14 protein-coding genes are annotated in these 14978 nt (G+C 72.2%); 7 read left to right on the plus strand and 7 right to left on the minus strand.

Going from position 1 to position 14978, the window contains the following annotated elements:
• Positions 1 to 45: 45 nt before the first annotated feature.
• Positions 46 to 1329 (plus strand): serine/threonine-protein kinase, encoded by a 1284-nt coding sequence (locus tag ACFZBU_RS13085; protein WP_391583587.1) that lies wholly within the window; start codon positions 46 to 48, stop codon positions 1327 to 1329.
• Positions 1330 to 1431: 102 nt separating this feature from the next.
• Here the strand turns inward: ACFZBU_RS13085 and ACFZBU_RS13090 are convergent, their stop codons facing one another.
• Complete coding sequence (locus tag ACFZBU_RS13090) at positions 1432 to 2688, minus strand: serine hydrolase domain-containing protein (protein ID WP_391583588.1); 1257 nt, start codon at positions 2686 to 2688, stop codon at positions 1432 to 1434.
• 716 nt (positions 2689 to 3404) lie between these two features.
• On the opposite strand from ACFZBU_RS13090, the gene ACFZBU_RS13095 reads away from it, so the two are divergent.
• Complete coding sequence (locus ACFZBU_RS13095) at positions 3405 to 4364, plus strand: LysR substrate-binding domain-containing protein (protein WP_391583589.1); 960 nt, start codon at positions 3405 to 3407, stop codon at positions 4362 to 4364.
• Positions 4365 to 4587: 223 nt separating this feature from the next.
• The gene (locus ACFZBU_RS13100; RefSeq protein WP_391583590.1) at positions 4588 to 6093 is read left to right on the plus strand and encodes a S1 family peptidase; all 1506 of its coding nucleotides are present in this window, start codon (positions 4588 to 4590) and stop codon (positions 6091 to 6093) included.
• Positions 6094 to 6334: 241 nt separating this feature from the next.
• On the opposite strand, the gene ACFZBU_RS13105 is transcribed toward ACFZBU_RS13100, so the two are convergent.
• Positions 6335 to 6853, minus strand: a complete 519-nt coding sequence (locus ACFZBU_RS13105; protein ID WP_391583591.1) for a DUF1990 family protein — start codon at positions 6851 to 6853, stop codon at positions 6335 to 6337.
• A gap of 301 nt (positions 6854 to 7154) precedes the next feature.
• Positions 7155 to 8012: a class I SAM-dependent methyltransferase gene (locus ACFZBU_RS13110; protein WP_391583592.1), complete on the minus strand. Its 858-nt coding sequence runs from the start codon at positions 8010 to 8012 to the stop codon at positions 7155 to 7157.
• A gap of 76 nt (positions 8013 to 8088) precedes the next feature.
• Between ACFZBU_RS13110 and ACFZBU_RS13115 the strand changes: the two genes are divergently transcribed.
• Positions 8089 to 8697 carry a TetR/AcrR family transcriptional regulator gene (locus tag ACFZBU_RS13115; RefSeq protein ID WP_391583593.1) on the plus strand — a complete coding sequence of 203 codons (609 nt, stop codon included), beginning with the start codon at positions 8089 to 8091 and terminating at the stop codon, positions 8695 to 8697.
• 87 nt (positions 8698 to 8784) lie between these two features.
• Here the strand turns inward: ACFZBU_RS13115 and ACFZBU_RS13120 are convergent, their stop codons facing one another.
• Both ACFZBU_RS13120 and ACFZBU_RS13125 read right to left on the minus strand, forming a co-directional pair.
• Positions 8785 to 9150: a hypothetical protein gene (locus ACFZBU_RS13120; protein WP_391583594.1), complete on the minus strand. Its 366-nt coding sequence runs from the start codon at positions 9148 to 9150 to the stop codon at positions 8785 to 8787.
• 268 nt (positions 9151 to 9418) lie between these two features.
• On the minus strand, positions 9419 to 10285 hold the full coding sequence (locus tag ACFZBU_RS13125; RefSeq protein ID WP_391583747.1) for a class I SAM-dependent methyltransferase: 867 nt from the start codon (positions 10283 to 10285) through the stop codon (positions 9419 to 9421).
• Positions 10286 to 10593: 308 nt separating this feature from the next.
• On the opposite strand from ACFZBU_RS13125, the gene ACFZBU_RS13130 reads away from it, so the two are divergent.
• Positions 10594 to 10986 (plus strand): hypothetical protein, encoded by a 393-nt coding sequence (locus ACFZBU_RS13130; protein ID WP_391583595.1) that lies wholly within the window; start codon positions 10594 to 10596, stop codon positions 10984 to 10986.
• A 65-nt stretch (positions 10987 to 11051) separates the two neighbouring features.
• On the opposite strand, the gene ACFZBU_RS13135 is transcribed toward ACFZBU_RS13130, so the two are convergent.
• On the minus strand, positions 11052 to 11867 hold the full coding sequence (locus ACFZBU_RS13135; protein WP_391583596.1) for a class I SAM-dependent methyltransferase: 816 nt from the start codon (positions 11865 to 11867) through the stop codon (positions 11052 to 11054).
• Positions 11868 to 12008: 141 nt separating this feature from the next.
• Positions 12009 to 13007, minus strand: coding sequence for an EamA family transporter (locus ACFZBU_RS13140; protein WP_391583597.1), 999 nt, complete (start codon positions 13005 to 13007; stop codon positions 12009 to 12011).
• Between the two features lie 103 nt (positions 13008 to 13110).
• Between ACFZBU_RS13140 and ACFZBU_RS13145 the strand changes: the two genes are divergently transcribed.
• Both ACFZBU_RS13145 and ACFZBU_RS13150 read left to right on the plus strand, forming a co-directional pair.
• Positions 13111 to 13623 carry an Lrp/AsnC family transcriptional regulator gene (locus ACFZBU_RS13145; RefSeq protein WP_391583598.1) on the plus strand — a complete coding sequence of 171 codons (513 nt, stop codon included), beginning with the start codon at positions 13111 to 13113 and terminating at the stop codon, positions 13621 to 13623.
• A 315-nt stretch (positions 13624 to 13938) separates the two neighbouring features.
• Entirely contained in the window at positions 13939 to 14919 is a 981-nt protein-coding gene (locus ACFZBU_RS13150; RefSeq protein ID WP_391583599.1) for a universal stress protein, read from the plus strand.
• Positions 14920 to 14978: the final 59 nt, after the last annotated feature.

Genomic DNA, 14978 nt, shown 5'->3' on the forward strand with positions numbered 1-14978 from the left:
CCGAGGTACGGCCTTCGATGAACGACCTCAGATGAACGGCACCCGATGAACGCCCCGAACATCCCCAACACGCCGCCCCCCTCGGCGATCCGGCTCGACCCGTTGAGCCGCGACGACCCGGACCGCCTCGGCGATTACCGCCTGATCGGCCGGCTCGCCTCCGGTGGCATGGGTCGCGTGTACCTGGGTCGCTCGACCGCCGACGGCAGTCTGGCCGCCGTCAAGACCCTGCTCGCCCGGGACGGGATCGGCGAGGTCGAGCGTCGCCGGTTCGCGCGCGAGGTCGGCCTTGCCCAGCGCGTACGCGGCGAGCACACGGCGCGGGTCCTGGCCGCCGACCCCGAGGCGGCCCGTCCGTGGATGGCGATCCGGTACATCCCGGCCCCCTCGCTGGCCGAACTCGTCGCCTCCCGGGGCGTCGCCGACGAGGCGTGCGTGCGCCGGCTGGGCGCGAGTTGTGCCGCGGTATTGCTGGAACTGCACGAGGGGGGCATCGTGCATCGTGACCTCAAGCCGCAGAACATCCTGCTGCCGACCGCGGGTCTGCGGTTGATCGACTTCGGCATCTCGCACGCCGTGGATGTGACCCGGACCCACCTGACCCTGGGCACCATCGCGTTCACCTCCCCCGAGCAGGCTCGGGGCGAGCCGTCCACCGCGGCGTCGGACGTCTACTCGCTCGGGGCCACGCTCTTCCACCTCGCCGTCGGGCGACCGCCGTACCCGGAGACGGGAAACGACCTGCGGCTGCTGGCCCTGGTCGCCCGCGCCCGGATCGACACGACCGATCTTCCCGGCGGGCTCCGGGAGTTGATTCTCCCCTGCCTGGCCCTCGACCCGAACGATCGGCCACGGACCGCGGATCTGCTCGGCGTGTTCACCGAGCCGGGGCGGTCGCCGAGCCTGCTGAACGCTGCCGACCTGCGGATCCCCGACGGCTGGCGCGTACTGATCGACGCGTACGAACACGAGGGTCTCCGACTCGTCTCGGCCGACCCGCCCTTCGCCCACCCCACAATCGTCACGGCACCGCCGGAGCCGACCTCACCGGCGCAACCCGCCGCCACCCGAGTCGATCACTCCGCACCCGAACCGGCACCCCAAGGGAGGTCCGGCGACCGGCCCGCCGATTGGCCCGGCAGTCGGCAAGGCCGCCGGCCCAGTGAACCCGCCGACACCCCACGCAGGTTCGCCGGCCTGTCCGCGACCGGTTGGCGCGCCGCGGCGAGGGCCGGTACCGCGCTGACCGTTCTCGTCGTCTACGCCCTGCTGCTGTTCGCGGTCCTGGCCGTGGTGGTCGTCATCGTCGTCGCGGTCGCCCGCGAATGACGCCCGGCGGGACCGCCCTTCCCGATGCGCTCCGCGGTCCCGCCGTCGTCGCGGTCGCTCGATCCGCCGCCGGCGGCCGACGCGGGCCGCGGCGTCGACCGGCTATCGCCCGATCGAGCCGGCGGCCTCCTCCTCGGGCAGCGGCGCGGCGGCCGTCAGTGCGCGCGGCTTGGGTGCCGTGCCGCAGAAGGCCGACTCCAGGGTGTCGCCCAGAACCGTGTTCACGGCGCCGTTGTTGGTGGCGTTGGCCACGGAGGTGACGCTGCGTCGGCCGTCGCGGGTGGTGAACGCGTAGGTGTAATAGCCCTGCACGGTACCGGTGTGCCCATACACCGAGATGCCACAGGAGAGGTCCCGTCGGCGCAGCCCCAGCCCGTAGAAGCGGGTGCCCGACGCATCGCTGGGGGTCATTTGGAGCATCTGGTCCAAGAGGTCGGCACGCAGCAGCCGACCGCCGAGCAGCGCGGAGACGAACCGGTCGAGGTCGCCCGGGCTGGAGATCATCGCGCCGGCCGACTGGGCCCAGGAGACGGTCTGTTCGGTCGAGTCGACCAGCGGCGCTCCGGCCTCGTCCGGGGTGAGGTAGCCGCGGATCTCCTTCCCGGGGATGGTGGTCTCCGGGTGCACGTATGCGGTGTCCCGCAGGCGCAGGGGGCGGATGATGCGTCGCTCGTACTCCTCCTGCACCGACCGTCCGGTCAACTTTTCGATCAGGGCGCCGACGACGACGAAGTTGGTGTTGGAGTACTGGTAGGTGGTCCCGGGCACCGCCGTGGCGGGGTGCGCGGTGGAGAGGTCGATCAGCTCGCGGAAGGTAAAGACCTTGTTGCGTACCGCCTCGAACCCCGGGATGGTCCGGGCGAACATCTCGTTCGAGTAGTCCCACAGCCCGCTCGTGTGCGTCAGGAGCCGGCGCACGGTGATCCGGGTGTCGGGCAGGACGCCCGGCAGGTATCGATCGACGGGCGCGTCCGGATCGACGGCGCCCGAGCCGACCAGTTGCATGAGCACCACGGTGGAGAAGGTCTTGGTCACGCTGCCGATGCGGAAGCGGGCGTTCGTGTCCATGCCCGCGCCGGTGGAGGTGTCGCTCACGCCGGCCGTCTCGCGGTGGACGGTGCGTCCGTCGTCGATCCGGGTCATCGCCCCCGGGGCGCCGGCCGCGAGCGTCCGGGTCAGGGCATCGCGCAGTCCCGCCAGGTTCGGTGCCGGCAGCGTCGTCGCGCTCTCGGACCGGACGGATGTGCCGGCCTCCCTTCCCGAGACCTCGGCCGCGGCCGCGGTCGTGGGTCCTGCGGTGACGACCAGGCTCAGCAAGGCTGTTGCCGCGGCGACACGTGTCACCAGAATGCGTCGCAAGGCATTACTCCCATGTTCTCCGGACGTTCACGGCCGGGAATTCGATGCGCCCATCGAGCGCGCCACGGGCCGGCCGAGGCAGCACAGGGCACGCGGGCCCGGTCGCGTGGACTCGCGAAATCCCGTCGATCCGAAGGTAGTCGATCACGAAGCGCCGACCGGCCACACGACGCGCCGATCCCGGCCGAATCGGCCACCACTTCGGCGCGGCGCCCGGAGCCCGGCGCGCCGGTCGCCGACCCGTCCTCCTACCCGCCGAATCGGCCCGGCCGGGCGATCTGCAAACGCCCGTGCGGGTGTTCGCGGTGTTCGCGACTCGTCGGGGCGTACGAGATCGACACCGGGCTGCCCGTGACGCGGAGCGGGAGCCGGGGCGGAGGGGCCGGAGGGTGCCGTCGAGGTGTTCGACCCCGGTGACTCCGCGGCCGGGAGAGGTGTCCGCCTCGCCGCCGTGGGTCCAGCGGATCCGGGCCGTCCGGGCGTCGGGTGTGGAGTCGGCGAGGCGGAACCCGCATTGCCGTACGTTGTCCGGCGACCCGATCTGCCGACCGTGCCCGCACGCGCGGGTTCGCGCGTCGGCGAGCGTCCCCGGCCCGCGCCGCCGGGCCGATCCCGACCGTCGGCGTCCGTACGGCGACTCGGCGCCTGTGTCATGTGCAGCGTGACGGCACGTCAGTACCTTGTAGCCGCCACCGGTCGGCCGTACCTTGCCGGGCATGGACATGGAATTGCGCCATCTGCGCACCATTCGGGCGATCGCGGATGCGGGCAGTCTGACCCGCGCCTCCGCCGTTCTGGGCTTGGCCCAGCCCGCGCTCAGTACCCAACTCAAACGCATCGAAAAGGCCCTGGGCGGAGCCCTGTTCGAGCGTGGCCGCGACGGTGTCACCTTGACGCCGCTGGGCGAACTGGTCCTGGATCGGGCCCGGGTGCTGCTGCCCGCGGCCCGGGAACTCCAGGAGGAGGCCGTCCGGTTCGCCAACCGGGGCGAGGTGGCTCCCAAGTTCCGCCTCGGCGGCACCCATGGGCCGCTGCTGGGCGGGCTGGTCGACCGCCTCGCCGAGGAACACAGCGCCGACGCGGTCACGACCCACATGTCGTGGTCCAACCGGGAGTTGGCCGCCATGGTGGCGACCGGACGGCTGGACTTCGTACTCGTGGGCGCTTGCGGCGAGAGTCGCCCGGCACACGACGGTGGTCTCGCCTGGCGCGAGGTGGGCACGGACCCGGTCTTCCTGATGCTGGCGCACGATCACGCGCTCGCCGGCGAGCCGGAGGTTGACCTGGCGGCGCTGGCCGGCGAGACCTGGGCGGTGGTTCCCGGCGAAGGCTGCTTCGGCGACTGCTTCTCCACCGCGTGCGCCCGGGCGGGCTTCGCGCCGAAGGCGATCTACGAGACGGACGTGGCCTCGTGCGTGCACCTCGCCCAGGTCGGCCGGGCCGTCGGACTGTGTCGGGCGACGATGCCGCCGACGCCGGGCATCGCCCGGATACCGCTGGCCGGCGTACCGCTGTCGTGGCGACACCTGATCGGCTGGCATCCGCATGCGCCCGCCGCGCGCACGGCTGCCCTGGTGACCGCCCAGGCCCGCGCCGCACACGCGGCGGCGGTTCGGGATGCGCCGCGCTACCCGGACTGGCTCGCCCGGCACGACGGCTACGGAACGGCGAACTGACGCCGTGTCACCCACCCCCTCGACCGTCCCCGCACGCGCACCTGACACGGCGTCAATCCCCGTCCCCACCAGGACATTCGGCATCTCGCCGGGCTCATGTACGCCCACCGCACCCAGCCACCGGACGCCGGGCCATAACACCGCGACAGGGGGTTGTTGACAGGTACCTCGCCCGACCGCTCGAAGATACGTTTCTGTCGTCCCCACCGACAGGAGTCCCCCCATGCGCCTCAAGCGCGTCGCGGCCGCGTCCTGTGCCGCTCTGCTCACTGTCCTGACCCTCGGAGGCACCGCCTCCGCCACCGGAGCCGACCCCACTCCCCCGCCCACCGACGACGCCCTCGTCGTTCCCGTCGACCCCGCCCCCGCCGCCCCCGAGGGCATCGTCGAAGCACTCCAACGCGACCTCGGCCTCACCGCCGACGCGGCCAAGGCCCGCCTGGCCAACGAGTATCGGGCCGGGATCCAGGAGCCGTTACTGCGCCAACGCCTCGGCGCGCACTGGGCCGGCGCCTGGCTGAGCGGCGACACCGCCGAGTTCGTGATCGCCACCACCGACCGGCGCGACGTCCGGGCCATCGAGGCGAACGGCGCGACCGCACGCGTGGTCCCGCACTCGCTCGCCGACCTCGATCGGATCCGCGAGGCGCTCGACCGCTCCGCGCTGCGTCGGAGTCCGGTCGACACGCCGCTGTGGTACGTCGACGTCGCCTCCAACAAGGTCGTACTCCAGTCCCACGACACGGCCCGCACCCGCGCGTTCGTCGTGGCCGCCGGAGTCGACGCCGCCGGTGTCGAGATCGTGCCCTCCGCCGTGCAACCGCGCGCACTGGCCGACCTGCGCGGCGGCGACGCCTACAACATCAACGGCAACACCCGCTGCTCGATCGGGTTCCCGATCACCCGCGGCACCCAGGGCGGCTTCGTCACGGCCGGCCACTGTGGCCGGGTCGGCTCCACGACCACCGGAAACGGCGCGGCCCAGGGCACGTTCCAGGGATCGTCCTTCCCCGGGAACGACTACGCGTGGGTCGCCACCAACGCCAACTGGACCCCGCAGCCACTGGTCAACCGCTACCCGGGCACGGTACCGGTCGCCGGATCCACCCAGGCCCCGGCAGGCTCCTCCATCTGCCGCTCCGGCTCCACGACCGGCTGGCACTGCGGCACGATCCAGCAGCACAACACGTCCGTGACCTACCCCCAGGGGACCGTCACCGGCGTCACCCGCACCACCGTATGCGCCGAACCGGGCGACTCGGGCGGCTCGTTCATCTCGGGGAGCCAGGCCCAGGGGGTCACCTCGGGCGGATCCGGGAACTGCTCCTCCGGCGGCGAGACCTACCACCAGCCGGTCAACGAGATCCTGCAGACGTACGGTCTGACCCTGGCCACCGGCGGCGGCAATCCGCCCACCGGATGCGCGGGGGCACAGAACACCTACTCCGGCACGCTCGCATCGGGCGCGCAGGCCGTCCAGCCCAACAACTCGTACTACGAGACCACCGCATCCGGCACGCACACCGGCTGCCTGACCGGCCCGGCCGGCGCGGACTTCGACCTCACCCTGCAGAAGTGGAACGGCTCCACCTGGACCAACGTGGCCGAAGGCACGACCCCGGAGGCGGACGAGACGATCTCCTACAACGGAACCGCCGGCCGCTACCGCTACATCGTGCTCGCCTACAGCGGCTCCGGCAGCTACACCCTGGGCGTGAGCAAGCCCTGACCATCACCGCGCCCCGCCCCTGAACGCCGGGGCCTCCACCGGCCGATCGGGTGAACGGCCGACAGCACACCGCCGCACGGGTACAGGCGTCGATCCGGACGCCTGTACCCGTCGTCGCATACGACACCCGGGGGCAAACCATGCGCGGGCTCCGGGACCGCCGATCCGCGAGGCGGGCTGTTCGGGACACCGGGCCGGACCCGGACGGTGCTCGCGTCGGCAACCGTCGTGCGCTGCCGGGTCACGGCGTGCCCGCGAGCCGGCGCGCCGCGGCGAGGTAGCGGGTGGTCACGCGGTGCTGGACCGCGCGGGCGGCGGGGCCGCCCAGGTACGACCACCACGTGCCGGGTCGGCTGAAGGCGCGGATGCTGAACCACACGACGCCGTCGGCGTCCCGCTCGACCACGAACGCCTCCTCGCCCGACTCGGGATGCCCGGGCAGTGTGCCGTACGCGAAGCCGGCCCGGTCCGGCTCGTCGAGCACGCCGACCACCCGGCACGGCGCCGCGAAGCGGACCGGGCCCAGCCGCAGCGTCGACGTCACCTCGGCCCCCTCCGCAACGCGCACCGCATCGGTCCGCACCGCGAGACCCGCCCCGCGCGACACCTCCCAGCCCAACACCCCATCCGCAACGCGCCGAAACACCTCCGCCCCCTCGCCGACCCGCACCCGCCGCTCGACATGGTGGTACCCGGCCGGCATCGCCCGCCCACCCCGCAACGTCGCCCCGACCTCGGGGTATGTCAAAGCTCTCGGCATACGCGCCATTCTCCACCCGCTCACCCGCATCGAACGCCACCCGAATCGTCACCATCGAACGGGTGGGAAGAGCACGACTTCAGGAGCCGCCATCGACGCAGTACGTACGCCCGGCCGCCGGCCCGCTCCCGCGCGCCGGACACGCCTGCCACGACCGATGGCCCGCGACCCGGTGCGACTCAGCCCGTCCGGCCTCACAAGGCAGTGGTGCGAGTCACCGACGGGCTCACCCGACATCCATGCGGACCGACCCCGCCCCGCGTCGAAGCCGACACGCGCCGACTTGCCGACGGCGGATGCGTCAGCCGCCGGGGTGGGCAATGTTCGGGTTCGTGACGGGGCTTCGTGTCGCGGTGACGGTCATGGTCGTGTATCGCATCGTGAAACTGCCGCCGAGCGTGTCGAGGGCTGCTCCGATGCCCTCCGACACCCGCGCCATCGTGGCCGGCGGGAGACGGGTGAAGGCGCCCAGGGTGGGCATCTGGTCCAGCCACACGTCTCGGGAGTAGGACCACTCCCAGTCGTATCGCCACTGCTCCGGTTCGCCGAATCCGCCGACCTGGCGGATGCCGTCGGCCGCCCGGGCGGACATCGCCCGGTAGGCGTCCAGGGGTTCCTTCGTCATCGCCTCGATGTCGAACGGCGCGTCGGGCAGGGCCCGCCGGCAGACGTCGACGATGGCATCCGCCACGTCGGGCGGAAACCCGAACACGTTCCAGAACAGCGCCAACACGCCTCCCGGGCGCAGCACCCGAACTGCCTTGGCCGCACCCGCGACCGGGTCGATCCAGTGCCAGGCCTGGCCGGCGACGACGGCGTCGAACTTCCGGCCGTTCGGGTCCCACTCCTCGAAGGCGGCCACCTCGATCTCGCTGCCGAGCCCCCGTGCCAATTCGGCCATCCGCAGGTCGGGTTCGACGCCGAGCACCCGGCAGCCGAGTGCCTGGAACTGTCGGGCGGCGATCCCGGTGCCGCAGCCGACGTCGAGCACGTCCGGGCCGGGGGCGGCTGCGCCGATCCGCCGCACCATGGCGTCCGGATAGCGCGGTCTGGCCCGGTCGTAGCGTTCGGCATCCGCGCCGAACGACCGTGCGACTGCCCGGTGTTCGGCCGGCTCGGGTTCAGGGAGAGGGGCTCGCCCCGATGGTATGGTGGGCATGTGCCCACTATGAGTGGGCGGTCGCCCACTCGTCAACCGGGTGGGCCCGGAGAACCGATCGAACGAGGGATGCACGGTGCCGACAGGCGTAGCCATCCGCGACGCGCGCGAGCAGCTGTTCGACGCCGCCGAACGTGTCCTGCTCCGAGCCGGACCAAGCGCGCTGACCAGCCGGTCGGTGACCACCGAGGCGGGCTGCGCCAAAGGCGTCCTGCACCGGCACTTCGCCGACTTCGACGACTTCCTCGCCGAACTCGTGCGCAACCGCATCACCCGGCTCGACGCCCGGGCCGCCGTCCTGTACGACGCCGCCGGCACCGGCACCGTCGCCGACAATCTCACCGAGGTCCTGCGGGACCTGTTCGGATCCGTCGCCGTGGCGATCGTCGGCCTGATCACCTCCCGGGACGACCTGCGCGCCCGTCTCCGCCGCACCACCCCGGCAGGCATCCCCATCCTGACCGAAGCCGCCGCCGCGATCGCCGCCTACCTCACCGCCGAACGCGCCCTGGGCCGCATCACGGCCGACGCCGACGTCGACACCCTCGCTCCCACCCTGATCGGCACCGGCCACATGCTCTTCGCCGACCGCAAGGCCACCCCACCGGAGGCGGCAACCGTCCACAGGGTCGTCACCGCAGTCATCGCCGGCGTCGTAACCCGACCGGGCACGCCGAATCGGTGATCGCACGAGCGCGTCCCGCATGGCCGCCGGCTGATCCGCGCGTCACCCGTTCTCGACCATCGAGGCGGCCGGAGCAGCGGCGACGGATCAACCCATCGTGGACTTGACGTGGTCGATCACCTCGGTGAATTCCTTCGTCGGCGAGAAGTCCACGTACTCACAGTCCTCGAGCGCGTCCGGCACGTGACCGGGTTCCCAGTAGAACGCCTGGCCGGCCTCGTAGACGTCGGCCCCGTCCTTGGTCCGCATCCGCAGCCGCCCCTTGAGCAGGTAACCCCAGTGGGCACACTGGCACATGTCGTCGGGCAGGCCCTCGAGGCCCGGCCCCATGTCGGTGCCCTGCGGGAGTCGCACGAATGCGACGGACATTCCGCCGCCGACGTCGCGTGTGCGTAGTTCGACGCCGTCGCCCTGGATCGCGACGGGTGTGTCGTCGCGGGTCGTTGCGGTCATGGCTCCTCCACGGGCCGGTCCGGACCGGACCTCGGATCCATGGCATGGGTCCACGGGCCGCCGCGCGGACCGCGGAGATCCGGTGTGGCCCTTCCGGCGTGACACCGGCCCCGGGTGTGCGCGGAACCGCCGGCTCCACCCGACCGAGCCGGCCGCTTCCCGAGCCGCATCGGGCCGGATAGCGCCGGCCCCGGCCGGATCGAACGAGGCCGGTCGGGGTTCGCAGGCATCGGCTACGTGCACGAACCCGGCACCTGCGACGGGCGGCTCACCCATCCGCTGCGGGTGCCGCATCGGCGGGCACCTTCCACCGGACGAACACCTCGGTGCTCGGCAGGCGTTCGGAGAATCGGCCCGATGGGGACGCCTGCCGCAGCAGGCGACGCAGGTCCGCCTCGAAGTCGCCGAGGCGCATCCCGAACAGGTGCGGAGCCGAGTACGACATCGAGAACACTCCGGCGACCACGTCGTCGTAGGTGCGTTCGAGCGCCTGCCCGCCGGGAACGACGAGGCGCCGACATCGAGCGAAGCCCGCCCGGGCGTACACCTCCGCCTCACCGCCGGGCGTTCCGTGTCGCAGTACCCCGCGGCCGGCGCGTCGGACCGGTCCCAGATGCTGCTTGACCAGCTCGCCGATCGCCACGTACGGCACGGCCGGGTGCGGCAGGCCGTCGACGGTGCGGGGCTCCGTCTTCAGGTCGCAGATGTGTACCAGTGCGCCGTCGGGCGTGAGCATGTCCCGAATCGTGGCCGCCACCCGGTCGCGATCCATCCAGTGGAACGACTGGGCGAAGGTCGCGACGGTGAACACGCCGAGCCCGGCGGGCAGTTCCTCGGCCCGCGCCCGCACCCATCGCGTCTTCGCGGCAACCCCGCGGTCGGCGGCATCGCGACGGGCCCGGGCGATCATCCCGCCGTCCGGGTCCACGCCGACGATCTCGCCGAACAGGTGTGCCAGGCTCAGCGCGACCGTGCCGGGCCCGCATCCCACGTCGATGAGCCGGCCACGCCCGTCGAGCCGCAACGCCTCGGCGAGCGCATCCGCCAGCCCGGGCGCGTAGGGAAGGCGCCCGCGTCGGTAGTACTCGGCCGTACCCGCGAACAAGGTCTCGTCCCACTCCCAACCGGCCTCCACGCCGACCCACCTCCCTTCGCCGAACACGCAACCGAGGACACGAGCCGGGAACACGTACACGGGAACTCGTAACCGGGAACGCGTGCACGGGAACTCGTACGCGGAAGACATGCACGGGGACACCTGCACGGTGACATATGCGGCGACCCGTGCACGCGACGAGTGCACGGCGACGCGCGCACAGCGACGACGCAGCGCGCCGGGCGCCGGGCGCCGAGTCGGCGTGACCGTGCGTGCCCCGCGGCAGTTGACAGGGAATGAGTCGCAAGAGTCGGGTGCGTGGCGGGCGTGTGGCGGTTCCGGGGCCCATGGCGGCGGCCGAGGTGCCGTCGTTCACGCGGGGCGTGGTGTTCCGCGAGCGGATCGAGGTGGTGGGCGACCGGGTGTTCCCGGCTACGCACCGATTCGACCTCGAAGGCACGCCGCTGGATGTCGACGCCGCCAAGGCGCTGTGGGCGCTGGGCCACGGGCTGATCCCGGCCAGGACCGAACGCGCGACGGCCGCCGTGGTGTTGATGTGCCTGAACACCCACCCGCTGCTGCTGCCGGGCGAGGAGGAGCCACCGGCCGACGTGGACGCCGTACTCGACGTCGCCCGCCGCCTGGTCGCGGTCGGCGCCGTCGGCCACGACGACGAGCGCGGCGGCTACCTCGTCCCCCGCTACCACGTCCCGGCAGCCTTCCGCGGCACGACCCACTGAGTGCCCCCGGCCCGACGGCATCCGCAAAGACCACCGGCGCCGCCGCAGCCACCGCGCCTCGGCCGCTACGCCTTCGTCGCGCGCAGGGAGTAGATCAATGGAACGCGCGGGTGGCCTGCCGGAAAGCGATAGATGCCCTCGTTCCGGTCCAGGACCGGGAAGCGGGCGAAAAGCGAGAAGTCGTGTTCGTGCAGGAACTCCAGGCGCAGCCCGGCGGCGGTCAGGGCGCTGACCACGTCGCCGATGCCGTGTTGCCACTCGATCGTGACGTTCGCGGAGGTCGGCGCGGCCATGTCGGCATAGGTGCCCGGCTCGTCCCACATCCGCGCATCGCGGCGGAAGTAGTCCGACTCGACGGTGCGGCCGTCCTCGGCCAGGACGTCGGCGAACGGATGGAACTCGGCCAGGTACAGGAAGCCGCCCGGTGCGATCAACGCCGCCACCGTGCGGGCCCAGCGGTCGACGTCCGGGAGCCAGCACAGCGCGCCCAGTCCGGTGTAGACGATGTCGAAGGTCCGGCCTTCGAGGGTGTCGACGGCGTCGTACAGGTCCGAGGTGACGAATCGGGCCGTGTCGATCCCGATCCGCGTGGCGAGGTCGGTTGCGGCGGCCACAGCCGGTTCGGAGAAGTCCAAGCCGGTGACGGTGGCGCCGCGGCGGGCCCACGCCAGGGTGTCCTGGCCGAAGTGGCATTGCAGGTGGAGCAGCGTCCGGCCGGCCACGTCGCCCACCTCGGCGACCTCGAAGTCGCGCAGCGATTCCTTGCCCGCGACGAAGCCGTCGACGTCGTAGAACTCGCTTGCCGTGTGGATCGGGACCCGCTCGTCCCAGTTGGCCCGGTTGACCGCGCGCCAGTCCGCCGATGCGGAGATCTCCGTCATGACGGGCACGCTAACCGTCCGCCCGACAGCCATCAATCGATATACGGCTCGGTCGCTCCCGGCCGTCCCCCTGACCAGCCCCCGGGCCCGAGAGCGGGCCACACGGCGCCGCGCCACGTCCCGCACACGTCGCGCCCCGTGTCATCGGGCCCGCTCGACCCTGGCGGTCTCCTCGGCCGGCTTCGGGATCCCGGCCGTCGGTGTGCCGCTCCCGTCGGTGTCCGCGGGCTCGGAGGTCGGTGTGGCCGGGCGGGAGCCGCGCGAGCGGGTGGCGACGATCAGGGCCACCGACGCGACGATGATCGCGCCGCCGAGGTAGACGTTCGGACCCACCGACTCGCCCGCGATCGCGGCGCCGAGCAGCACCGCGATGACCGGGTTGACGTACGCGTAGGTCGCCACCGTGTCGTTGGGCAGCACGGTGTTGACGTACAGGTACGCGCTGAACGCGACGATCGAACCCGCGAAGACGAGCCAGGTCAGGCCCAGCCACGAGGCGGTGGAGATGTCGGCCACGTGCAGCCGGCCGAACTCGCCGCGCAGCGCGGCCAGGACGAGCAGGGCCACGCCCGCCGTGATCATCTCCAGCGAGGCGACCACGAGCGGGTGCCTGGGCAGCGGCGCGGTCCGCGCGTACACCGACCCGGCCGCCCACAACACGCACGCGATCAGCACCATCACCGTGCCGCCCGCATGCACGTCACCGCCCGGACCGCCGACCAGGACGCCGATCCCGACGGTGCCCAGGAGCAGGGCCAGCAGGACCGGGCCCGACACGCGCGTCCTGGTCACCAGCGCGTTGATCAGCACCATCCACACCGGCACCGTGGCCACGATCAGCGCGGCGAAGCCCGAGTCGAGGTGTTGTTCGCCCAGGCTCACCAGGCCGTTGCCGCCGACCAGGAGCAGGCCGCCGATGATCGCCGCCGAGCGCAGGTGCGGCCAGGTCGGTCGCTGCGCGCCGCGCGCGTGCCGGGGGCCGACGACTGCGAACATCAGCAGGCCGGCGGTCAGGAACCTGGCGCCGGCCGCGAGCAGCGGCGGGATCGTCTCGATCGCGTAGCGGATGCCCAGATACGTCGAACCCCACAGGATCCAGACGGTCACGAGCGCGACCCATGGCAACAGTCGATCCCTCATTAGAGGAGTCAAAGCCATCCCTGTACCTCAGTAAGTTAAGTGGAACTGGCTGCTAGCCTTTTTTAGAGTAGGTCCATCTCATTCGCGGAAACAAGGGGATTCGATGACGCGGCCGCTGGACGACATCGACCGGGCACTGCTTCGCGCGCTGAGCAACGACGGACGGCGGACCGTACGCGCGCTCGCCAAGTCGGTGGACCTCTCCGAGCCGGCGGTCCGCGATCGCCTCCAGCGGCTGGAGCGCGACGAGGTGATCACCGGCTACCACGCGGCCTTCGCGCCGGAGGCGGTCGAGGCGGGCACTGCCGCGTTCATCGCGTTGCGCTTCGACGCCGGCAAGGCGGCCCGCGACCAGGTGGAGGCGGCGATCCGCCGCGAGCCGGCCGTCCTGGAGGCGCACGAGGTCGCCGGCGAGGACTGCTTCTGGATCAAGGTCCGGGTCGCCTCGACGGCCGACCTGGCCGACACGCTCGACCGCATCCGGGCGGTCCCGGTGATCCGGGGCACCGGAACCACGATCGTGCTGCGCACGGTGTTCGAACGACCGCTGCTGTCGGCCGACTCCGCCGGAACCGACGTTTCGCCCCCGGAAGCCGACGAGCGCTCGGAGATGTGACCCGAGGGATCCGGGGTGCCTGGGGTGTCCGGGGTGTTCGAGCTGTTCGAGGCACTCGGGGTGTTCGAGGTGTCTGAGATACCCGACGTGCCGGGAGTGCCGGGAATGCCGGGAGTGCCGGGAGTGCCGGGAGTGCCGGGGGCGCAACGCGAATCCGGTGCGCACCGTGCCCGTCATCGCGCCCGTCGTCGGCTCCGAAGACCTCCCCGGAGGTGCCCCGGAGTCCTCCGGGCGCGGCACGGAGGCGCTCGCGGAGAGACAGTGGAAGGCAGCACCGCAATCGAGGCGGATTCCCCAGGGTGATCGGGAGCTGTCATGACAACCGGACGACGGCCCGTGGTGGCCGGAGTGGAGAATTCGGCGGCGGGCCTGCTCGCCGTCGGCTGGGCCGCGGACGAGGCCGTACGACACGGGCTGCCACTGCGCCTCGTGCACGCGTCGGAATGGCCGGCCGCGCCGGCGGGAGCGGAGGCCCCGCAGCGGGCGGCCCGGCACGACGGCCGATTGCACACCGCGCACGCATTCGACTGGACCGCGGTCGACACGTATCACGAGGCCGGGGCCGGGGCGACCGTCCAGCGGCCCAGTTGGGCCGAGCGGCGCCGGCTGGCCGACGAGGCGTTGTTGGAGAGGGCGCGAGTCGTGGCGACCACCGGCAGGGCGGGGCTGGAGGTGAGCCTGGCGACCGTCGAGGGCAGCCCGGTGGACGTGTTGCGCGGCGAAGCGCCCGACGCGGCCATGCTCGTGCTCGGCTCGCGCCGGTTGTCGGCGCTGGCGGAGCTGTTCACCACGGGCAGCATCGCCGTCCCGGTCAGCGCGCATGCGCCGTGCCCGGTGGCGGTGGTACGCGGTCCCGAACCCGCCGCGGGTGTGCCGCCGACGGTGGTGGTCGGCGTCGACGGTTCGGCCGGCTCCGAGCCGGCCGTCGGCTACGCCTTCCAGACCGCCGCGCTGCGCGGCGCGGCCCTGCGGGCCGTCCAGGTACGCCCGCCGACGCCGGACATGGTCGCCGCGTTCGGCAGCGAGTCCGAGGTGGAGGAGTCGGTGATCCGCCTGAGCGAGACGCTCGCCGGGTGGGGTGAGAAGTATCCGGAGGTAGCGGTGGAGCGCGTCACCGTCCTCGGCCACCGGGTCCGCGGCCTCGCCGACGCCGCTCAGGACGCCCTGTGCCTGGTGGTCGGCTCCCGAGGAGTGGGCGGCTTCCGCGGCATGCTCCTCGGCTCGGTCACCCATGGTCTGATCCACCACGCGCCGGGGCCGCTGGTGATCGTTCCTCGGCAGGAGGCCACGAGGTGACGGTGCCGATGGCTGCGCACATCGAGGCGCCCCCGGCGCCCTGGTGCCGGTCCACGTTT

This window comes from Embleya sp. NPDC008237 (genome assembly GCF_042956465.1).
Taxonomy (GTDB): Bacteria; Actinomycetota; Actinomycetes; order Streptomycetales; family Streptomycetaceae; genus Embleya.